This is a genomic window from Streptococcus sp. 9.1(2021) (genome assembly GCF_030466425.1).
Taxonomy (GTDB): domain Bacteria; phylum Bacillota; class Bacilli; order Lactobacillales; family Streptococcaceae; genus Streptococcus; species Streptococcus wuxiensis.
The window spans coordinates 1,042,279-1,064,003 of sequence record NZ_JAGQFU010000001.1 but is presented as its reverse complement, the minus strand read 5'-3'; the positions used below and the strand labels follow the sequence as shown (position 1 = coordinate 1,064,003).

Below are 21,725 nucleotides of genomic sequence, written 5' to 3'. Positions count from 1 at the left end.
AAGGAGAAAAACCATGCCAATCACAGCTGCAGATATTCGTCGTGAAGTTAAGGAAAAAAATGTAACCTTTATCCGTCTCATGTTTTCAGATATTTTGGGAACAATGAAAAACGTCGAAATTCCTGCTACAGATGAACAACTAGACAAGGTCTTGTCAAACAAGGCTATGTTTGATGGATCTTCTATTGAAGGGTTTGTTCGTATCAATGAATCAGATATGTACTTGTACCCTGACCTGGACACATGGACTGTCTTCCCTTGGGGAGATGAGAACGGTAGTGTCGCAGGATTGATCTGTGATGTCTATACAACAGAAGGAGAGCCATTTGCTGGAGATCCTCGAAGCAACCTTAAACGAGCTCTTCATCACATGGAAAAAGTAGGATTCAAATCTTTCAACCTTGGTCCAGAACCAGAATTCTTCCTATTTAAGCTTGATGAAAATGGAGACCCAACTCTCGAGGTAAATGACAAGGGTGGTTACTTTGATTTGGCGCCTACAGACCTTGCCGATAATACCCGTCGTGAGATTGTAAATGTCTTGACTAAAATGGGATTTGAAGTAGAGGCCAGTCACCACGAAGTTGCCGTAGGTCAACACGAGATTGACTTTAAGTATGATGAAGTTCTTCGTGCTTGTGATAAGATTCAAATCTTTAAACTTGTTGTAAAGACAATTGCGCGTAAACATGGTTTGTATGCAACCTTTATGGCTAAACCTAAATTTGGTATCGCTGGTTCAGGAATGCACTGCAATATGTCCTTGTTTGATGATGAAGGGAACAACGCTTTCTTTGATCCAAATGATCCAAAAGGAATGCAATTGTCAGAAACAGCCTATCATTTCCTTGGTGGTTTGATCAAGCACGCTTACAACTACACAGCTATCATGAACCCGACAGTTAACTCATACAAACGTTTGGTTCCAGGGTATGAAGCACCTGTTTACATCGCTTGGGCAGGTCGTAACCGTTCACCGTTAGTACGCGTTCCTGCTACTCGTGGAATGGGAACACGTTTGGAATTGCGCTCAGTAGACCCAATGGCAAATCCATATATCGCAATGGCTGTTCTTTTGGAGGTTGGTTTGCACGGTATTGAAAACAAAATCGAAGCACCAGCGCCAATCGAAGAAAATATCTATATCATGACTGCAGAAGAACGTAAAGAGGCTGGTATCACAGACCTTCCATCAACTCTTCACAACGCTTTGAAGGCTATGACAGAAGATGAAGTGGTTAAAGCAGCTCTAGGTGAACACATCTACACTAGCTTCCTTGAAGCCAAACGAATTGAGTGGGCAAGCTATGCAACCTTCGTTTCACAATGGGAAATTGATAACTACTTAGATCTATACTAATAGAGAAGAAAGATTGTCTGAGGGTAAGCAGTCATACAGCAGTCTAAGCAATCGAATACTTATAACCCCTAAATTAGCGATTTCGGTCGCTATTTATTTTTCGAAAATCCTCTTGATTCTTTTGCAAATTAGATCTATCATCAAACGTGTAGAAGAAAATCAAGGAGTCACTATAGAAAAATTCAATTTTGAAAACAATATCGGGAAAGAAAACAAACTGCCTCAAATCGAAATCTACAAGCTTACTAACTTTTGCAAGCTTCAAAATTACACATCTGTAAATATTTTTTTGAAAGATATATTTGAACCTATAGTGAATTGAGACTAGAATAGTACACTGTACCTGCTAAAACATTTCTAGAAATTAATTTAACTTTCCTAATCGATTTGTTCACATCTTATTTCAATCTACTATATTATCCTAATAAATGATGATGGCGATCGTTTTGTTTATGCTTGTCGATTTTTGAATCTTGAACGACCACAAGAATATTTCTGCCGAGGTTGCCAAACGAAAAAATCTGAAAATATTGAATTTTAGGACGAACAACTATAGGCAGAAAAAGTGGAGGTTTTGAATATTCGTTTGGAAGTAAAAAATTAAACTATCTACAATCTCATCAGCAATAAACCTATTTTAACTCCATTATCTATAGGCGTATTTTTACGCCTTTTTATATATTTGAAGCACATAAGAAACATTATGAGAAGTTCGCTGATGGAAGTGTTCAAGAAATTGATGTTCCTTATGATATTCCTGAGAATTGGGAGTGGGTGAGGGTTGGTAATATTTGTACTACAAATATTGGGCTGACTTTTAAACCGAGTGAAGTTCAAGAAACAGGAATACCTATCTATAAGGCTAATAATATTAAAAACGGGAAAATTAGCACACTAGATTTAGCCTTTGTATCTGAAAAAACAATAATAAAGGAAAATGAGTGGCTAAACAAAAATGATATTTTAATGGCTGTTAGAAGTGGTAGTAAGCAGCTTGTCGGAAAGACAGCTATTGTCGGAAATTTAAAGACGAAAACGAGTTTTGGTGCATTTATGTCAGTAATTCGTCCTATATCCGTTTCCTCTACTTTTATGAACTATTTTTTTCAATCAAGTCATTTCAGAAGTCAGCTTGACGATGCAAACACAACTACAATTTTTCAAGTTACTCAAAAAATGTTAAAGGAAACTCTCCTCCCCCTTCCATCCCTCGCCGAACAAAAACGGATTGTTGCTCAAATTGAACGATCCTTGAAAAAGGTTGAAATTTACGCTGAAAGCTACAATCAACTACAAAAGTTAGATAAAGAATTTCCAGATAAACTAAAAAAATCTATTCTTCAATATGCTATGCAAGGAAAATTAGTTGAACAAGACCCAAATGATGAATCAGTCGAAATTTTACTTGAAAAAATACGAGCAGAAAAACAAAAACTCTTTGAAGAAGGCAAGATTAAAAAGAAAGATTTGGAGATTTCAATTGTTTCCCAAGGAGATGATAACTCTTATTATGAGGAAGTTCCTTATGAAATACCAAAAAGTTGGGAGTGGGTGAGGTTTTCTACATTGGTTGAAATTGTTAGAGGTGGTTCTCCACGACCAATCAAAGATTATCTTACTTCCGAAGTAGATGGAATAAATTGGATAAAAATAGGTGATACTGAAAAGGGTGAAAAGTATATAAATAATGTTAAAGAAAAAATCAAAAAATCAGGGCTTAACAAAACTAGATTTGTAAAAAAAGGTACATTTTTGTTAACTAATTCTATGAGTTTTGGTAGACCTTATATTTTGAATGTTGATGGTGCAATACACGATGGATGGTTGGCTATTTCGAACTATGAAAACTCATTAAATAGAGATTACCTATTCTATATTCTTTCATCAAATGTAGTTTATTCTCAATTTTTATCTCTAATTAGTGGAGCTGTTGTGAAAAACTTGAATAGTGATAAAGTTGCTTCTATTCTTATCCCTCTCCCACCCCTTCCTGAACAATCCAGAATAGTTGATAAAATCGAAAAATCTTTCGCCATTATTGACGCACTAATTTAGTATAATAGTTTTACGTGCGGTGGAATTTCTATCAAACATAAGATAGGAGTTTTGCGTTGAAAGATTTTGAATTACATTTGAAGAAAGCTGGTTTAGCTGAAAATACTGTGCGATCATACCTTTATGGTGTTCGATTTTTCTTGGAGAATTACGAACTCAAAATGGAAGATTTATTTGAATACAAGGGATATTTATTAGACAATTTTAAACCTAAAACTGTCAATTTGCGACTACAAGGAGTAAATAAATATCTGGCCTTTATTGGTCATGATGATTTGAAATTAAAATTTGTTAAAGTACAGCAAAAACCGTTTTTAGAAGATGTCATTAGCCATGCTGATTACCTTTTTCTTAAACGTAGTTTGAAAAAAGATGGTATTTTAAAATGGCATTTTGTCGTTTGGTTTTTAGGTGCAACTGGGGCTCGTGTAAGTGAACTTATTAAACTAAAAGTAGAGCATGTAGAAATCGGTTATTTTGACATTTACTCAAAAGGTGGTAAAATTCGTAGACTGTACATTCCTAAAAAATTAAGAAATAGTTGTCTTAGTTGGTTAGAATCAGAAAATCGCCGAAGTGGATATTTATTTTTGAATAAATTTAACGAACCAATTACAGCAAGAGGAGTTGCTCAACAGTTAAAAAATTATGCTGATAAATACAAAATGAATCCTAAAGTAATTTACCCTCATTCTTTTAGGCATTTATTTGCTAAGAATTTTTTAGCGAAGTATAACGATATTGCCTTGCTCGCAGATTTGATGGGACACGAAAGTATAGAAACTACTCGAATTTATCTAAGGAAAACAGCTACTGAACAACAAAATATTGTAGATAAAATTGTTAATTGGTAAAAAATAACAGGTAGTCAAACTGACTACCTGTTATTTTTGTGATTATGGCTCTTATTATGAGCAGTTACCGAGAAACTGGATGCTTTCAACTCTAGATAGTGTCTCCAATCTCTATACTGGAAATAGTATTAACGCTACTGAAAAGAAAAAATATTTTTCTGGAGTAGATGGGATTAATTATATTGCAACCAAGGATGTCAATTTTGATAACACTATTAATTATGATAATGGTATTAAAATTCCCGATAACTATTTGTCAAAATTCAAAATTAGCTACTTCAATTCTGTATTGCTGTGCTTAGAAGGTGGCAGTGCTGGACGCAAAATAGGATTGTTGAAACAAGATGTCTGCTTTGGTAATAAGTTGTGTAATTTATCATTTTACTACGGAGAAAATAAATTTCTTTATTATTTTCTTCAAAGTCCACAATTTTTAAGTGATTTCCAAGAAAATAAATCTGGAATAATTGGAGGTGTTAGTAAAAATAACTTGGGGAACATATTGATTCCTGTATTACCTAGGAATGAACAAATGCGTATTACCCAGGAAATTGACTTACTTTTTCAAAAAGTTTCTCAACTTTCTGAGTAATAAGTTCCTGTTCCTCAAAAGGGGCTAACGGAATTGATAGCTCGCTCAGTGCAGTTTTAGGAATATTATATAAAGCTTGACCTGATAGTTTAGTTATTGCTTTCAATTGTTTATAGAATAACGGAGAGGACAAGTTAAATAATAGAAATTTTGAAAGAATCTCTGAACTTTCGAAGGGTGTTAATTGGAAAACAAATCCACCAGCCACAACACCATCATAGTCTTTATCAATTCTTGCAAACTTTCCAATATGTTCTAAAGAGGTTGATACAGGTGTTAATAGCTGATTATGTTTTAAATAAACCTGCTCAGAGGAGATGAATTGTGTATCAATGTAGTAATCATTATCCAAAAGAGAAAATTCTAAAGGCTTAATATTACCACCACGTATAATTCTAACACCTTTATTATTAATGCTTAAATCGCCCTTCTTGTAAGAAAGACCTGTATTTATTGAAAAAATATCTTTTATTTTTATAACAACCCAATTCATAGGTATATTCCCATAATAAGAGTTATCATCTCCTTGGGAAACAATTGAAATCTCCAAATCTTTCTTTTTAATCTTGCCTTCTTCAAAGAGTTTTTGTTTTTCTGCTCGTATTTTTTCAAGTAAAACTTCGACTGATTCATCATTTGGGTCTTGTTCAACTAATTTTCCTTGCATAGCATATTGAAGAATAGATTTTTTTAGTTTATCTGGAAATTCTTTATCTAGCTGTTCTAGTCTATTATAACTTTCAGCATATTCATCTACTTTTTCTAAAGCTGATTCGATTACTTCTACTATTCGTTGTTGTTCGGCTAGCGGAGGGATAGCAATTAACAATAGATTAAAATTATAATCATTGATTGCAGGATAACTTGTTCCAGTAGATTTATTATTAACACGATTGATAAAATTATCTGATAATAAATAATATTTCAAATATGTTTCGTTAAGTAAAGTATCCAAAACAATAAATGCTGTACTAGCTATCAAATACTCTTTAAGTTCTCTAACTACAGCAATATTTTTTAGATATGGTCTAACTGTTGAAAATAAGACACTATTCTGCGAAACTAATTTTCTAGCACGGGAAGGCGCTTGTTCAGGTGAAAGATATTGTAGATTTTTATAGTTGATTATATTCTTTTTTCTATCAATACTAGACGTATCTATATACCTAAAGAATTTCTCTGGCTTATTTTGCCCAAAATTCCAATAAATTGATTTTATCCTCACCCACTTCCAATTCTCAGGAATATCATAAGGAACATCAATTTCTTGAGTGCTTCCATCAGCAAACTTCTCATAATGTTTCCCATCATCACCACGAAATATCTCGGTTTCCTTTTTATCTCGTTTGATTTTTCCTTCACTGATAAGTTTTTCTTTTTCAGCTTTAATTCTCTTTAACAATTCACTTGCAGGTTCGTCATTGGGATTTTGCGGCACTAATTTCCCTTCCATCGCTCTTTGGAGAATGCTTGCTTTAAGTTGTTCTGGTGTCATTATTTGTCCTCCAACAACTGCAAAATATCAGCTAATACATTATCAATCTTATGATTTAAAGTTGCTCTTTCCGCTTGATAATTCTGAATCAACTCAAAGGGATTTAAGATTTCCTCTTCCTCTTTTGGAAAACCACACTGATCTAAATTATAATTCAACTCAGCCAATTCACTAGGTGTAAATGATTTAGATTTGTAGAACTTACCTTCCAGAATCTCTTCACGATTTTCCCACCAGTCACGAACAGGATTGAAGTGTTCTGACTTCATCGGCTTAGTTTTCGAGAAATTTTTATAACCATCTGGCATATCTAAACGATAAAACCAAGTTTCTTCTGTTTTCTTTGTTTTATCAAAGAAAAGAATGTTCGTATGGATTCCTGTATACGGTGCAAAGACACTATGAGGCAACCTAATAATCGTATGCAAGTTGAACTCATCTACCAGTTTTTGTTTCAAGCGAGTTTTTACACCTTCACCAAATAGAAAACCATCAGGTAAAATAACTCCAACACGACCATTTTCTTTCAAACGATACATAATGACAGCCATAAATAAATCAGCCGTTTCAGAACTCCGTAATTCTGCTGGAAAGTTATTTTTTATTGTTTCTAATTCTGACCCTCCAAAAGGTGGATTCATCATAATAATGTCAAATTTTTCATCATCCGTATATTCACGAACATTTTTCTCCAAAGTATTTCCATGAACAATTTTAGGGTCATCAATTTCGTGAAGAAACAGATTTGTAACTGCTAAAAGATGAGGAAATGCTTTCTTTTCAATACCAAAAACAGCTGTATTATATTTTTTGGTATCTTCACTAGTTTTACGTTGACTACTTAAACGGTTCAGAGTCGAAGTCAAGAAGCCTCCTGTTCCGCAAGCAAGGTCTGCCATTGATTCTCCAAGTTTTGGGTCAAGAACTTCGGCGATAAAATCAGTCGCTGCACGTGGCGTATAAAATTCTCCTGAGTTCCCAGCATTTTGAATATCTTTAAGAATTTTTTCGTAAATATCATTAAACGAATGACGATCTTCAGGGCTATTGAAATCAACTTCATCAATAACATTGATGACTTGGCGTAACAAGACGCCATTTTTCATATAGTTGTTCGCATCTTCAAAAGCTGATTTAACAATCGTTTTTCGAATAGGCATATTTGAAGTTATTTCAAGCTCTTTCAACTCTTTGAATAACTTGTTATTGACAAAATCAAGTAATTCATCGCCTGTCAATACCCGTTCCCCATTTTGAGCATGAGCCCAATTCCGCCATTTTAATTCCTCTGGGATAATTGACTCATACTCGTCTTCTTCTAATTCCCAAACCATTTCACGGCTATCATAAATTTTTAAGAATAATAACCAAGACATTTGCTCAATACGTTGAGCATCACCATTAACACCAGCATCGTTTCGAGTGATATCTTGAATTCTTTTTACAAATGATGTAATTGACATACTTTCCTTTCATTAAGCTACTGTAAATAGCTCTTTCTCCAATTCTTTAATTGCTTGTAAATATCGTTTTTTATCTCCAAAATAAGTATTGATGATTTTGAAGGTTCCACCATATATCTGAAATTCTGGAAGTTTTAATGTTTCAATGCTTTCGAGTTCTCCAATACCTTTGTCCATGTATTTGTCCAGTAAAATTTCCAAAACAGCACGCGCTTCCTCACTATATTTATATAAATATCCGCTTTGTTTGAGTTTATTGACACGTTCCGTTTTGGTTAATTCTTTTTGACCATAGGCAAGTTTTAGGAGTAAATCAAAATCATCGATTTCTTGTTCTGATATTCCCTCCGACTCTCGAATAGCATCTAGATAAACTCCTTTTTTATAAAGTTCGTCTAAGATAAGCTTCTTTTTATCCGCCGTATGCCAAACTGTGATAAAATCGTTCAAAGTGGCGTAGCTACCTAAGATATTCTTCCGAGTGTAGTCGGTCAGGCTTTCGGTAATCAGTTTCCCATTTTCGTCCAATACTTGAACAGTAGAATTAAGAATGGTAACCTGCTTATCTGTAACGATATATTTTTCTACTGGGTCACCACCTTCGTTTACAAAACCAGGTGTAGTACCATTGTTTGTTTTTGCGCCCGTTTCCAGAACCTTCACTGGTTCACCATCAAAATCAGGGTCAGCAAACAAATTGGTAACATTTCGAAAATCAATAATCGTAAAAAATTCTTTCCCCTTTTGAGGATAAAGACGTGTGCCACGACCAATAATTTGTTTAAATTCAGTCATGGATTGGATATTAGAGTCTAAAACAATCAAACGACATGTTTTAGCATTAACTCCTGTCGTTAATAATTTAGACGTTGTTACAATAGCGGGAAAATTAGAATTGACATCCATAAAGTTATCCAGTTGAGCTTTTCCTTCAGCGTTGTCACCAGTTACTTGCATGACATAACGATAGTCTTCTTGGACTAAGTCTAGATTCTCTTTTACAAGCGCAGCACGCATTCGCTCGGCATGGTCAATATCAACACAAAAAACAATTGTCTTATCAAATCGTGCATTGTTTTGCTTCATATAATCAGAAACAAACTTGGCAACTCTTTGCGTTCTATCATCAATGACAATGGTTTTGTCAAAATCTTTCCTGCCGTAGTACCTATCTTCTATTAATTGTCCGTTAGTATCAACTTTTCCAGTTTCTGGACGATAACCATCCACATCCACATCTAAATTAACCCTCATAACACGATATGGAGCCAAAAAACCATCCTCGATTCCCTGTTTTAAACTATAAGTATAGATTGGCTCACCAAAGTATTCCATATTGGAAGCATTCTTGGTTTCTGTAGGAGTAGCGGTCATCCCAATTTGTGTAGCAGAACTGAAATAATCAATCACCTTGCGCCAGTTACTGTCTTCCTTAGCTGAGCCACGGTGCGCTTCATCAATTATGATTAAATCAAAGAAATCTTTGTCGAACTTTTGATAATGTGTTTCAGTTCCATCTTCACCAGTTAGTTGCTGATAAAGCCCCAGATAAATTTCAAAAGAATTTAATTTTTCAGGAGCAGTCAAAAGTTTTGGTGTAATTTTCGTCATTACCTTTTCGAATGGCTTAAAGTCTTCAGCCATCGTTTGGTCTACTAAGATGTTTCTATCCGCTAAGAATAAAACTCGTTTAGCCAAACCAGCTTTTCGAAGGCGATGAATAATTTGAAAAGCCATGAACGTTTTCCCCGTTCCTGTTGCCATCACAAACATTACTCGTTTTTGTCCTCTGGCAACTGTTTCAATAGTACGGTTGATAGCTATTTGCTGATAATAGCGTGGCGTTTTCATTGAGAAGGCGTCTGTATAGTATGGAGTTGAGATAGCTTCTGTAATTTCGTACGTCAATCCTTTTTCCTTCGTCATACGAGAAAATAATTCTTCACGAGTAGGGAATTCGTCTAACTCCAGTTCACGTTCTTCTCTCGTGATACGGTCGTGTTCAATAAAGCCATCACCATTCGAAGAATAAACAAATGGAACATCTAAAATCTCTCCATATTCAATAGCTTGTTGTAATCCTGCTCGAACGCTGTGTTTATTATCCTTTGCCTCAACAATTGCAATTCGAGTTCCAAATTGGTAATACAGTGAGTAGTCTGATTTTTTTCCTTCTTTACGTCGAGCCTTATCTCCTCTAACCTCAATTCGACCATCAGTGAAGTATTCTTCGTAAGCGATATGCTCACCATTTTTCCATCCTTTGGATACAATAGCAGGAGTGATGAAATTTGCTTTAATATCCTCCTCACTCATTTCTTTCTTAGACTTTATAAACTCAACCATATTGAACCCTCCGCATTCTAAAAATCTACTCCTCCATAAAATAAACTATCAGAACAAATTATACTTCTATTATATCATATTTATAAAAATACTCTGCTAAATTGTTGAAAATAAGTATACAATATACTTTAGCATCGAGTCAGATTATCTCCGCATAACACCGCTATTTTTCGCTGTTTTCGGCAGGCGACTTATTATCATTCTACAAGCACTTTCAGTCGAGCTGGTGAGCTATTTTTCAAAAATAAATAATCACATTTAAACATTTTGAAAGTATAAAATATCTACATCAGCCGTTCAAAAATTGGCGTAAATTTTACCATAATATTTTTGTTTAAATAAAGATTTTTTTATGTCAAACGGATTTTAACAATGCGGATGCTTCCTATTTTGCTTCTCTTTTTAGCGCTACTACCGGTTTTCTCAAAGTTTGTCAGTGGAGGTAGTTCTTTCAGTTGGGGAATGTTTTTGATTGTTATCATAGACTGTACTTTATTGATAGTTTTCACGATTCAGGTTTCTTATATTTTTTGGAGATTGTTTCAAAAGTGGAGAGAATTATCTGATAAATAAAACCATTTTGGAGGTTAGACAATGAAAAGCAAAGTACAATTTCGAATGTTTACCATTTTTGATTTGGATAAGGTAGAAGATTATTTGCATGAGATGCATTTGAAAGGTTGGAAATTTAAATCGAATCGTTTTGGCTTTTTCTATTTTGAACCATGCCGACCAGATGATGTAATTTACCGTGTGTGGAATACTAGCTACCTTAGAAAAAATGAGATGGATTTACAAAGTATGAAGGATAGAGAATGGGAATTTGTGGAAAATTGTTCTTATACTGTTTTTCGAAAAGCAACTTGTGATGTAGATTCAAATGATCAATCATTCATGGACAATCGTCTTCGATGGACTGATGTGAAATCTAGACTTCGTACATCTACAGTTTCTATCTCTGGCGGTCTAGTTGTTTGTATGAGCCTGTTTCGCGAAAGTCTCTCTCAATCTTTCTTCCTTATTTTTGCCCTTTATGCCCTCATGATTTCTTACCTAATCTATAGTTTTTACAGACTTAAAAAGAAATATCTTGAGAATGTAGGATGATTTTCTAGGTCCTCAGACCGATTTTTAGCACTCTTGACAAAAGAGTGCTAATTTTTTGAGTTTTTGTCTTGACATTCTTTTCTAAGGGTGTATAATAGAATCATAAGTTAGCACTTGGATGCGTCGAGTGCTAAAAGATCTACCAGAGAGGAGTAGCGAGATGGTTACAGAACGTCAGCAGAATATTTTAAATCTGATTATTGACATCTTTACCAAAACGCACGAACCTGTTGGATCTAAAGCCTTGCAAGAGTCTATCAACTCTAGTAGTGCTACCATTCGAAATGATATGGCAGCTCTAGAAAAGCAAGGTTTACTTGAAAAGGCACATACTTCCAGTGGTCGTATGCCGAGTGTGGCTGGTTTTCAATACTATGTCAAACACTCCCTATCCTTTGACCGTTTAGCTGAAAATCAAGTTTATGAGATTGTAAAAGCCTTTGATCAAGAATTCTTCAAGCTTGAGGATATTCTTCAAGAGGCAACGAAAATTTTGTCAGACTTGAGTGGTTGTACGGTTGTAGCGCTGGATGTAGAACCAAGTAGGCAGAAGCTAACAGCTTTTGATATTGTTGTCCTCGGGCAACATACAGCTCTTGCTGTTTTTACGCTTGATGAGTCTAGAACAGTTACCAGTCAGTTTTTGATTCCGAGAAATTTCTTGCAGGAGGATTTAAGCCGCCTCAAGACCATGATTCAAGAACGTTTCCTGGATCAGACTGTTTTGGATATTCACTACAAGATTCGGACAGAGATTCCGCAAATTATCCAACGTTACTTCACAACAACGGATAACGTTATGGATCTTATTGAGCATATCTTTAAAGAAATGTTCAATGAAAATATCGTGGTTTCTGGCAAAGTCAATCTTTTGAATTTCGCTAATTTAGCGGCCTATCAATTTTTTGATCAGCCACAAAAGGTAGCTTTGGAAATTCGAGAGAATCTGATTGGCGACCAGATGCAAAGTGTCCGAGTTGCTGATAGCCAAGAATCTTGTCTTGCTGACTTAGCAGTGATTAGCAGTAAGTTCCTGATTCCTTATCGTGGGTTTGGAATTCTGGCGATTATTGGTCCAGTCAATTTGGATTATCAACAATTGGTTAATCAACTTAATGTTGTCAATCGAGTTTTGACTATGAAGTTGACGGATTTTTACCGCTATCTCAGTAGCAATCACTATGAAGTGAATTAAGATTGAAATCATTAAAGGAGGCGAAAATGGCCCAAGATATAAAAAATGAAGAAATAAAAGAAGAGGAAGTTGTGGAAACAGCTGAAGAAACAACTCCTGAGAAGTCTGAATTGGACTTAGCTAATGAACGTGCCGAGGAGTTTGAAAACAAATATCTTCGTGCCCACGCAGAAATGCAAAACATTCAGCGTCGTGCCAACGAAGAACGCCAGCTCTTGCAACGCTATCGTAGCCAAGATTTGGCGAAAGCAATCTTGCCATCATTGGATAATCTAGAACGTGCCCTTGCTGTTGAAGGGTTGACAGATGATGTGAAGAAGGGCTTGGAAATGGTCCAAGAAAGTTTGGTACATGCTCTGAAAGAAGAAGGAATCGAAGAAATTCCAGCAGACGGAGAATTTGACCATAACTACCACATGGCCATCCAAACCCTCCCAGCTGACGATGAGCATCCAGCAGACACCATCGCACAAGTCTTCCAAAAAGGCTACAAACTCCATGACCGCATCCTACGCCCAGCAATGGTAGTCGTGTATAACTAGGCTACAGAACTAAAAAACCTTGTCCGAAACGACACTAAACTATGAAAGAAAGATAAGAAGCAAGCCGGAGGCTTGCAAGGAAGATATTTCCCGCCGTGGTGAAACAGGGGATTTTTGAGACAATAGGCTCAAAAATAAGTGATGAAATCCCGAAGGGAGTTGCTCACGTCCCCACCACTTAAGGGAAGTATCAAAAAGAAAAAAAGAAGATAAAATTTAAGGAGAAAAACACATGTCTAAAATTATCGGTATTGACTTAGGTACAACAAACTCAGCAGTTGCAGTTCTTGAAGGAACTGAATCAAAAATCATCGCAAACCCAGAAGGGAACCGTACAACTCCATCTGTAGTTTCTTTCAAAAACGGTGAAATCATCGTTGGTGACGCTGCAAAACGCCAAGCAGTCACAAACCCAGATACAGTTATCTCTATCAAATCTAAGATGGGAACTTCTGAAAAAGTTTCTGCTAACGGCAAAGAATACACTCCACAAGAAATTTCAGCTATGATCCTTCAATACTTGAAAGGTTATGCTGAAGAATACCTTGGTGAAAAAGTAACCAAGGCTGTTATCACAGTTCCAGCTTACTTTAACGATGCTCAACGTCAAGCAACTAAAGACGCTGGTAAAATCGCTGGTCTTGAAGTAGAACGTATCGTCAACGAACCAACTGCAGCAGCCCTTGCATACGGTTTGGACAAGACTGACAAAGAAGAAAAAATCTTGGTATTTGACCTTGGTGGTGGTACATTCGACGTATCTATCCTTGAATTGGGTGATGGTGTCTTTGACGTATTGGCAACTGCAGGGGACAACAAACTTGGTGGTGACGACTTTGACCAAAAAATCATCGACCACTTGGTAGCAGAATTCAAGAAAGAAAATGGAATCGACTTGTCAAACGACAAGATGGCTCTTCAACGTTTGAAAGATGCAGCTGAAAAAGCGAAGAAAGACCTTTCTGGAGTGACTTCAACTCAAATCAGCTTGCCATTTATCACTGCTGGTGAGGCTGGACCTCTTCACTTGGAAATGACCTTGACTCGTGCTAAATTCGACGATTTGACTCGTGATCTTGTAGAACGTACTAAAACTCCAGTTCGCCAAGCCCTTTCAGATGCAGGTTTGAGCTTGTCAGAAATCGACGAAGTCATCCTTGTTGGTGGTTCAACTCGTATCCCTGCCGTTGTTGAAGCTGTTAAAGCTGAAACTGGTAAAGAACCAAACAAATCAGTTAACCCTGATGAAGTAGTTGCTATGGGTGCTGCAATCCAAGGTGGTGTCATCACTGGTGATGTGAAAGACGTTGTCCTTCTTGACGTAACACCATTGTCACTTGGTATCGAAACAATGGGTGGTGTCTTCACAAAACTCATCGACCGCAACACAACGATTCCAACATCTAAATCACAAGTCTTCTCAACTGCAGCAGACAACCAACCAGCCGTTGATATCCACGTTCTTCAAGGGGAACGCCCAATGGCAGCAGACAACAAGACTCTTGGACGCTTCCAATTGACTGATATCCCAGCTGCACCTCGTGGTATCCCTCAAATCGAAGTAACATTCGACATCGACAAGAACGGTATCGTATCTGTTAAAGCCAAAGATCTTGGAACTCAAAAAGAACAAACAATTGTTATCCAATCAAACTCAGGTTTGACAGACGAAGAAATCGATCGCATGATGAAAGATGCAGAAGCAAACGCTGAAGCAGATAAGAAACGTAAAGAAGAAGTTGACCTTCGTAACGAAGTAGACCAAGCTATCTTTGCGACTGAAAAGACAATCAAAGAAACTGAAGGCAAAGGATTCGATGCAGAACGTGATGCTGCACAAGCTGCCCTTGATGATCTTAAGAAAGCTCAAGAAGACAACAACTTGGACGAAATGAAAGCAAAACTTGAAGCATTGAACGAAAAAGCTCAAGGACTTGCTGTGAAACTCTACGAACAAGCCGCAGCAGCGCAACAAGCTCAAGCAGGAGCAGAAGGCGCACAAGCAACAGGAAACGCAGGCGATGACGTCGTAGACGGAGAGTTTACTGAGAAATAGGGGGATAGCATAATGGGTGTTAAGCAAAATAATGTTTCTGATGTTGCAGATTATCATGAAAAGATAAAGTTGTTTGAAGAGTTGCATAATTTAAGTTTTAATCCATCAGAGATGATGGTGACTGTGGAAAGAAATGGAAATGTAATTTATAAAGAACTAACAGAAGTAGCTATTTATAAGAGTAGATATGACAACACTTCTGTTATTAAAGATGTTATGATTGACTTTTCGGACGATAATCTTCAGAAGTTAAAACTATATAAAACACAAGATCCACACTATAATAAATTTGAGCTTGATTTAGCTAAAAGGACTTTGAAGATTACTACTAGAGATAATACAACTATTTTTATTTCAAAGAAATAATCTAAATCCAGAGGTTGCAACCCAGCCTCTGTTTTTCGGTAAAAAGATAAAACCTGATTTGCTTGGATTTTGTCTTATCAATATAAAAGAAAGGAATTGAACCCGACCTAAATCGTGGTTTGATTCACAATATCAATAGAAAGGAACAAAGAGCGTTCGGGGAATTGAACTCGAACTCTGAAGTTTCTTACTCAATATGAAAGAAAGGAACTGAACCCGACCTAAATTCTCGGAAAAAAGATAAATCTGTCTAGGAGCATCGCTCCTGCGTCAGATTTCCTATTTTTCAGTCGAATTTTACGGTCTTGGTATCTTAAATGAACAATACTGAATTTTATGACCGTTTGGGCGTTTCAAAGAATGCGTCTCAAGATGAGATCAAGAAAGCCTATCGGAAATTATCTAAAAAATATCACCCAGATATCAACAAAGAGCCTGGTGCTGAGGACAAGTACAAGGAAGTTCAAGAAGCCTATGAGACTTTAAGTGATGAACAGAAACGTGCTGCTTACGACCAATATGGTGCGGCTGGAGCCAACGGTGGCTTTGGTGGTGCAGGTGGTTTCGGTGGCTTCGATGGTGCAGGCGGTTTTGGTGGATTTGAAGATATCTTCTCAAGTTTTTTCGGCGGAGGCGGTTCTTCTCGCAATCCAAACGCTCCTCGTCAAGGTGATGACCTCCAGTATCGCGTCAATTTGACTTTTGAAGAAGCCATCTTTGGTACTGAAAAAGAAGTCAAATACAATCGTGAATCAAGCTGTCGTACTTGTAACGGATCAGGTGCTAAGCCTGGGACAAGTCCAGTTACTTGTGGACGTTGTCATGGCTCTGGTGTTATCAACGTCGATACTCAAACACCGCTTGGTATGATGCGTCGCCAAGTAACCTGTGATGTCTGTCATGGACGTGGAAAAGAAATCAAAGATCCATGTACAACTTGTCATGGAACAGGTCATGAAAAACAAGCCCACAGTGTCCATGTAAAAATTCCAGCAGGTGTCGAAACTGGTCAACAAATTCGTCTAGCTGGTCAAGGGGAAGCAGGCTTTAACGGTGGTCCTTATGGAGACTTGTATGTAGTAGTTTCTGTAGAAGCAAGCGATAAATTTGAGCGTGAAGGAACAACTATTTTCTACAAGTTAAACCTCAATATCGTCCAAGCAACTCTTGGTGATACTGTCGATATCCCAACCGTTCACGGTGATGTTGAATTGGTGATTCCAGAGGGAACTCAAACCGGTAAACGATTCCGTCTACGTGGTAAGGGAGCTCCAAGTCTTCGTGGTGGTGCTGTTGGTGACCAATACGTGACTGTTAATGTCGTGACTCCAACAGGCTTGAACGAACGACAAAAAGCAGCCTTGAAAGAATTCGCAGCTGCAGGTGACTTGAAAGTCAATCCAAAGAAAAAAGGCTTCTTTGACCACATAAAAGATGCCTTTGAGGGTGAATAAAACAAAAAAGAGCCATAAGGCTCTTTTTGTGTTATCTTTGAAAATTTAGAATCGAAAAATCATTTTCCAGTTAGCCTATTATTTATACTTTTGCTTGAGTAAGCCAGCTGCATCCATCTCCTGGATGAGTTGCTTGAGTTCTGCTTCCTTACCGGGTTTCACAGTTACGGTATCAATGCGCTTAATCGCCGAATTGTCCTGGATATCCACCAAGGTCAAAGCTTTTTCATAAAATGCGATTCCCTTTTTCATGCTTTCTGGATCTTTCAAAGTTAGAATTGTGTAAGAAGAATGCGATTTCTTTCCGTTTTCTCGGAAATGCTTCTCGCCTTCTTCCTCTAAAAATTGTATTAACCCATGATTGAACAAGTTATCCCCTACTTTATAGTAAGAAATATCTCCTGTCTGTAGGACATAGACTTTGAGTCGGTTTTTAGTTAGGTTTGGACTTTCTTTAAGGACAGTGTGGCTATTGACGACCTCATCAGAGAATGTCACATAAAAATCTAAGCCCCCACCCTCGTAATGATAGTGTCCATTTGATTCTACTTTTTCTGGAGGCAGGTCAAGGGAGATAAAGATTTGTTTTAAGGTTTCATTTCCTTCTCGAATATCACTTGATGAGGCCTTGAAAAGATTGGCTACAAGTAGAAATGCTAGGGTTACAAAAAGACAGAAGCAACCGGAAATAATCAAGATGACTTTTAAAAACTGTTTCATGTTTAGTCCCTCCCTTTTCTGTTAGGAGCTGGTAATCCAAGATGGATTTAAGGGGATATAAGGAAAGTTGGATGCTTTCTTTTTTAGTTTTCTTCAGTTTCTCGTAGTTCTTTTATCACAGCAAGCCTTGCTTGGAGATCTTTTTCTAAGGCTTTAAATTTATAGGTTAGGTCTTCTTGGTATTCCTTGATGACATCTTTTTGTTGATTGATAATTTGTAAGCTATTTTGGATAACATCTAAATCACCTTTGATTGCTTCAACGCGATCAGTTGTATCTAAAACTTCTTCAGTGATAACTTCACGATTTTTAACGAGGATGTAAGATCCGACTGCTGATCCAGCAAAAAGTAGTAAATTTGATAGTTTCATAGGAACTCCTTAAGCGTTTTTGATCGTTTCAGCGACTTGGGCAAGTTTGTCAAAGTCAGGTTCATGGGCAACAAAGTCAATTTTTAGGTCATCCTCGGCACCATAACGAGGAACGAGGTGGACATGGGTATGGAAAACGGTTTGTCCAGCTACCTTTTCGCAGTTGGCGATGATATTCATGCCTTCAGCTTGGGTAGCTTTCATAACCTTTTGAGAAATGACTGGAATCTTTGCAAAGAGTTGACTAGCGCTCGTCGAATCCATTTCTAAAAGGTTGCGATGGTGTTCTTTAGGAACAACCAAGGTATGACCAGGTGTTACTTGAGAAATATCAAGGAAGGCAAGAACCTGTTCATCCTCATAAACCTTGGCTGCAGGGATTTCTCCTGCTAAAATCTTACAAAAAATACAATCTGACATAAAAACCACCTCTTGTGTATTGAATTTTGATATAATATAGCTACATTATACCAGATTCGGAGAAAATATGTTAGAAATTAAAAATCTGACAGGAGGCTATGTTCATGTCCCTGTCTTGAAAGATGTATCCTTTACAGTTGAGAGCGGACAGTTGGTAGGTTTGATAGGTTTGAATGGTGCAGGAAAATCAACGACTATCAATGAGATTATTGGTCTTTTGACGCCATATAGTGGGGAGATTAAGATTGACGGATTGACTCTAAGAGAGGATGCTACGAGCTATCGCAAGAAAATTGGTTATATCCCTGAAACTCCTAGTTTGTACGAGGAATTGACGCTCAGAGAGCATATTGAGACAGTTGCTATGGCCTATGGTATCGAGCAAAATCTAGCTTTTGAACGTGTAGAGCCGCTTTTAAAAATGTTCCGTTTGGATCAAAAATTGGATTGGTTTCCAGTTCATTTTTCCAAAGGGATGAAGCAAAAGGTTATGATTATCTGTGCCTTTGTCGTGGATCCTAGTCTCTTTATCGTAGACGAACCTTTCCTTGGTCTTGATCCTTTGGCGATTTCAGATTTGATTCAACTTCTAGAAGCGGAAAAGAAAAAAGGAAAGTCTATCCTTATGAGTACCCACGTTCTTGATTCTGCTGAAAAGATGTGTGACTCTTTTGTCATTCTTCACAAAGGTCAAGTAAGAGCCAAAGGAAATCTCCAACAACTCCGAGAAGCCTTTGATATGCCAGAAGCAAGCCTCAATGATATCTATTTGGCTCTGACCAAAGAGGAGGAGCTATGAAGGACTTGTTTTTAAAACGAAAGCAGGAATTTCGCAAAGAATGCTTGGGCTACCTCCGTTATGTGCTCAATGATCATTTTGTCTTATTTTTGTTGGTGTTGTTAGGATTTTTGGCCTATCAGTACAACCAGTTGCTCCAACACTTTCCTGAGAATCATTTCCCAATCCTAATTTTGATTGGGATGATATCTATTTTACTTTTGCTTTGGGGCGGTATTGCGACCTACCTAGAAGCGCCTGACAAACTATTTCTTTTAGTTGCTGAAGAAGAAGTGAGAGAACACATCCAGAAGCAAAGTCTGATTTCTTTCATCTTTTGGGTCAGTGTACAGACTCTCTTTTTGCTCCTGTTTGCGCCTTTATTCTTAGCCATGGGTCTTGGTTTGCCGATTTTTGGAGTCTATCTCCTTGTCTTAGGGATAGCAAAATACGTGATTTTTCGCCAAAAGTCTAGCAACTTTTTCCTTGGAAATGGACTTGACTGGGATTATGTTATTGCCCAGGAAAGCAAACGGAAGCAGTTCTTGCTTCGATTTTTTGCTCTCTTTACCCAGGTCAAGGGGATTTCAAATAGTGTTAAGCGCCGAGCTTATCTGGACTTTATCCTAAAGGGAGTTCAGAAAGTACCAGGAAAAATCTGGCAGAATCTTTATCTCCGCTCCTATCTGAGAAATGGAGATTTATTCGCCCTTAGTCTGCGACTCATAATCCTATCTTTGACCGCTCTCATCTTCATTGAGCAATCTTGGATTGCAGTCGCAATTGTAATTTTATTCAATTATCTTTTGTTATTCCAACTTCTAGCCCTCTATCATGCCTTTGACTATCAATATTTGACGCAATTATTCCCAGTAGGTAAGGGGCAAAAAGAGAAAGGCTTGAAGGAAATTTTGAGAGCGATTGGGGTCTTTGTATTAATCTTGGAAAGTCTCATAGGATTGCTTGTTTTTAAGGACAAAATTCTTGTTCTAGCACTTGTGGGAGCAAGTCTTGTCTTGCAATTTCTTTATTTGCCGTATCAACTGAGAAGATTGGTTGACGAATAGCATAAAAATTAGTAGAATAATAAGGAAACTTTATTCGGAGGAAAGAAATGGACTTGGGTGATATTGAGCTAACGCTAACCCCGATATCTGGGAAGAGCGGAAAAGCTTATATGGGAAGTTATCCTGATGGAAAACGTGTTTTTATAAAAATGAATACTTCTCCAATCCTGCCTGGTTTAGCTAGAGAGCAAATTGCACCACAATTGCTCTGGAGCCGTCGTTTACCAGACGGCCGTGATATGTCCGCTCAGGAATGGTTGACAGGAAAAATTTTGACGCCAAGTGATATGAACCGTAAACAAATTATCGATATTTTGACACGTTTACACTGTTCACGTCCCTTAATGACCCAGTTGACACGATTGGGCTATGCAATGGAAACACCTTCGGATTTACTTCAGTCATGGGTGAACAAGGCTCCGGATGCTTTAAAAAACAACCAGTATCTACGTATGGTTTTAGGTGATTTACGTGAGAATCTTCCTGGCTTTAGGGAAGATTATGCAACCATAGTCCATGGGGATGTCCGTCATAGCAACTGGTTTGAGACAGAGAGTGGCTTGATTTATTTAGTAGATTGGGATTCCGTTCGCTTGACTGATCGTATGTTTGATGTGGCCTATCTGCTCTGTCACTATATCCCAGAGTATCAGTGGCAAGAATGGCTAACTAATTATGGCTATAAGTATAATCAAACTGTCTTGAATAAGTTATATTGGTATGCTCAACTGTCATTTTTGAGCCTCATTACCAAATACTATGAAAATCAAGATTTGGATAATGTAAATCGGGAAATCTATGCTTTGCGTAGCTTCCGAGATAAGTATGGAAAGAAAAAATGAGAGTTAGAAATCGTAAAGGGGCAACAGAACTGTTAGAGGCTAATCCGCACTATGTTGTCATAAATCCCGCAGAAGCTAAAGGAAAGTGGCGAGATTTATTTGGCAATGACAATCCAATCCATGTAGAGGTTGGTAGTGGCAAAGGTGCTTTCGTAACAGGAATGGCCAAACAAAATCCTGGAATCAACTATATCGGGATTGATATTCAGAAGTCTGTATTAAGCTATGCTTTAGACAAGGTCTTAGAAGTTGGAGTTCCCAACATCAAACTTCTATGGGTTGATGGTTCAGAATTGACCAATTATTTTGAAGATGGTGAAATTGATCGCTTGTATTTGAATTTCTCGGATCCATGGCCTAAAAAACGCCATGAGAAGCGTCGTTTGACTTATAAGAGCTTCTTGGATACTTTCAAGCGAATCTTGCCTGAACACGGTGAAATTCATTTCAAGACAGATAATCGTGGCTTGTTTGAATATAGCTTAGTGAGCTTTTCACAATATGGCATGAAACTCAATGGCGTTTGGTTAGATTTACATGCCAGCGACTTTGAAGGAAATGTTATGACGGAGTATGAGCAAAAATTTTCAAGCAAGGGTCAAGTCATTTATAGAGTTGAAGCTCAGTTTTAATGTGAAGACT

At 37.2% G+C, this 21,725-nt stretch carries 21 protein-coding genes and 2 pseudogenes; 16 read left to right on the top strand and 7 right to left on the bottom strand.

What is annotated here, in order from left to right; all coding sequences use genetic code 11:
- Positions 1-13 precede the first annotated feature (13 nt).
- Complete coding sequence (gene glnA, locus KBU52_RS05165) at positions 14-1,360, top strand: type I glutamate--ammonia ligase (protein WP_004251784.1); 1,347 nt, start codon at positions 14-16, stop codon at positions 1,358-1,360.
- Between the two features lie 73 nt (positions 1,361-1,433).
- Here the strand turns inward: glnA and KBU52_RS05160 are convergent, their stop codons facing one another.
- Complete coding sequence (locus tag KBU52_RS05160) at positions 1,434-1,586, bottom strand: glutamine synthetase (RefSeq protein ID WP_254724614.1); 153 nt, start codon at positions 1,584-1,586, stop codon at positions 1,434-1,436.
- Here KBU52_RS05160 and KBU52_RS05155 point away from each other — a divergent pair.
- The 5 genes and pseudogenes from KBU52_RS05155 to KBU52_RS05135 all read left to right on the top strand — a co-directional run bounded on the left by KBU52_RS05155 (position 1,533) and on the right by KBU52_RS05135 (position 4,861).
- The gene (locus KBU52_RS05155) at positions 1,533-1,682 is read left to right on the top strand and encodes a cell envelope (protein WP_080555153.1); all 150 of its coding nucleotides are present in this window, start codon (positions 1,533-1,535) and stop codon (positions 1,680-1,682) included. The genes KBU52_RS05160 and KBU52_RS05155 overlap by 54 nt on opposite strands.
- Before the next feature lie 452 nt (positions 1,683-2,134).
- Positions 2,135-2,596 (top strand): annotated as a pseudogene (locus tag KBU52_RS05150) (restriction endonuclease subunit S); the annotation flags it as partial.
- 114 nt (positions 2,597-2,710) lie between these two features.
- A pseudogene (locus KBU52_RS05145) lies at positions 2,711-3,472 on the top strand (restriction endonuclease subunit S); the annotation flags it as partial.
- Positions 3,472-4,269: a tyrosine-type DNA invertase PsrA gene (gene psrA, locus KBU52_RS05140; RefSeq protein ID WP_000651177.1), complete on the top strand. Its 798-nt coding sequence runs from the start codon at positions 3,472-3,474 to the stop codon at positions 4,267-4,269. The pseudogene KBU52_RS05145 and the gene psrA, both read left to right, overlap by 1 nt.
- A 79-nt stretch (positions 4,270-4,348) precedes the next feature.
- Positions 4,349-4,861, top strand: a complete 513-nt coding sequence (locus KBU52_RS05135; protein ID WP_254724541.1) for a restriction endonuclease subunit S — start codon at positions 4,349-4,351, stop codon at positions 4,859-4,861.
- Here the strand turns inward: KBU52_RS05135 and KBU52_RS05130 are convergent.
- Genes KBU52_RS05130 through hsdR form a run of 3 tightly spaced genes read right to left on the bottom strand, consistent with a single transcriptional unit; the run spans position 4,809 to position 10,165 of the window.
- On the bottom strand, positions 4,809-6,356 hold the full coding sequence (locus KBU52_RS05130) for a restriction endonuclease subunit S (protein ID WP_254724540.1): 1,548 nt from the start codon (positions 6,354-6,356) through the stop codon (positions 4,809-4,811). The genes KBU52_RS05135 and KBU52_RS05130 overlap by 53 nt on opposite strands.
- Positions 6,356-7,819 (bottom strand): class I SAM-dependent DNA methyltransferase, encoded by a 1,464-nt coding sequence (locus KBU52_RS05125; protein ID WP_000029046.1) that lies wholly within the window; start codon positions 7,817-7,819, stop codon positions 6,356-6,358. Before KBU52_RS05125 ends, KBU52_RS05130 begins: the two co-directional genes overlap by 1 nt.
- A gap of 12 nt (positions 7,820-7,831) precedes the next feature.
- Positions 7,832-10,165, bottom strand: coding sequence for an EcoAI/FtnUII family type I restriction enzme subunit R (gene hsdR, locus KBU52_RS05120; protein ID WP_006147897.1), 2,334 nt, complete (start codon positions 10,163-10,165; stop codon positions 7,832-7,834).
- Positions 10,166-10,759: 594 nt separating this feature from the next.
- Here hsdR and KBU52_RS05115 point away from each other — a divergent pair.
- The 6 genes from KBU52_RS05115 (at position 10,760) to dnaJ (ending at position 16,885) form a co-directional block, all read left to right on the top strand.
- Positions 10,760-11,272, top strand: a complete 513-nt coding sequence (locus tag KBU52_RS05115; protein WP_254724539.1) for a DUF2812 domain-containing protein — start codon at positions 10,760-10,762, stop codon at positions 11,270-11,272.
- A 160-nt stretch (positions 11,273-11,432) separates the two neighbouring features.
- Positions 11,433-12,467 (top strand): heat-inducible transcriptional repressor HrcA, encoded by a 1,035-nt coding sequence (gene hrcA, locus KBU52_RS05110; protein WP_254724538.1) that lies wholly within the window; start codon positions 11,433-11,435, stop codon positions 12,465-12,467.
- Between the two features lie 26 nt (positions 12,468-12,493).
- Positions 12,494-13,009 (top strand): nucleotide exchange factor GrpE, encoded by a 516-nt coding sequence (grpE, locus tag KBU52_RS05105; protein ID WP_254724537.1) that lies wholly within the window; start codon positions 12,494-12,496, stop codon positions 13,007-13,009.
- Positions 13,010-13,241: 232 nt separating this feature from the next.
- Positions 13,242-15,065: a molecular chaperone DnaK gene (dnaK, locus tag KBU52_RS05100; protein ID WP_254724536.1), complete on the top strand. Its 1,824-nt coding sequence runs from the start codon at positions 13,242-13,244 to the stop codon at positions 15,063-15,065.
- Between the two features lie 12 nt (positions 15,066-15,077).
- Complete coding sequence (locus tag KBU52_RS05095) at positions 15,078-15,431, top strand: hypothetical protein (protein ID WP_254724535.1); 354 nt, start codon at positions 15,078-15,080, stop codon at positions 15,429-15,431.
- A gap of 317 nt (positions 15,432-15,748) precedes the next feature.
- A complete protein-coding gene (dnaJ, locus tag KBU52_RS05090; protein WP_006155394.1) occupies positions 15,749-16,885 on the top strand; it encodes a molecular chaperone DnaJ in 1,137 nt (378 codons plus the stop codon).
- Positions 16,886-16,963: 78 nt separating this feature from the next.
- On the opposite strand, the gene KBU52_RS05085 is transcribed toward dnaJ, so the two are convergent.
- The 3 genes from KBU52_RS05085 to KBU52_RS05075 all read right to left on the bottom strand — a co-directional run bounded on the left by KBU52_RS05085 (position 16,964) and on the right by KBU52_RS05075 (position 18,396).
- Positions 16,964-17,605 carry a hypothetical protein gene (locus KBU52_RS05085; protein ID WP_254724534.1) on the bottom strand — a complete coding sequence of 214 codons (642 nt, stop codon included), beginning with the start codon at positions 17,603-17,605 and terminating at the stop codon, positions 16,964-16,966.
- 83 nt (positions 17,606-17,688) lie between these two features.
- Positions 17,689-17,976, bottom strand: a complete 288-nt coding sequence (locus KBU52_RS05080; RefSeq protein WP_036754823.1) for a hypothetical protein — start codon at positions 17,974-17,976, stop codon at positions 17,689-17,691.
- 9 nt (positions 17,977-17,985) lie between these two features.
- Positions 17,986-18,396 carry an HIT family protein gene (locus KBU52_RS05075; protein WP_254724533.1) on the bottom strand — a complete coding sequence of 137 codons (411 nt, stop codon included), beginning with the start codon at positions 18,394-18,396 and terminating at the stop codon, positions 17,986-17,988.
- A 67-nt stretch (positions 18,397-18,463) separates the two neighbouring features.
- On the opposite strand from KBU52_RS05075, the gene KBU52_RS05070 reads away from it, so the two are divergent.
- From KBU52_RS05070 to trmB, 4 genes are read left to right on the top strand one after another with little or no spacing between them, the layout of a single operon-like run.
- Positions 18,464-19,195, top strand: a complete 732-nt coding sequence (locus tag KBU52_RS05070) for an ABC transporter ATP-binding protein (RefSeq protein WP_254724532.1) — start codon at positions 18,464-18,466, stop codon at positions 19,193-19,195.
- On the top strand, positions 19,192-20,241 hold the full coding sequence (locus KBU52_RS05065; RefSeq protein ID WP_036754831.1) for an ABC transporter permease: 1,050 nt from the start codon (positions 19,192-19,194) through the stop codon (positions 20,239-20,241). The genes KBU52_RS05070 and KBU52_RS05065 overlap by 4 nt, the downstream gene beginning before the upstream one ends.
- 47 nt (positions 20,242-20,288) lie before the next feature.
- Entirely contained in the window at positions 20,289-21,083 is a 795-nt protein-coding gene (gene ccrZ, locus KBU52_RS05060) for a cell cycle regulator CcrZ (RefSeq protein WP_195183828.1), read from the top strand.
- Positions 21,080-21,715, top strand: coding sequence for a tRNA (guanosine(46)-N7)-methyltransferase TrmB (gene trmB / locus KBU52_RS05055; RefSeq protein WP_254724531.1), 636 nt, complete (start codon positions 21,080-21,082; stop codon positions 21,713-21,715). The genes ccrZ and trmB overlap by 4 nt, the downstream gene beginning before the upstream one ends.
- Positions 21,716-21,725 lie beyond the last annotated feature (10 nt).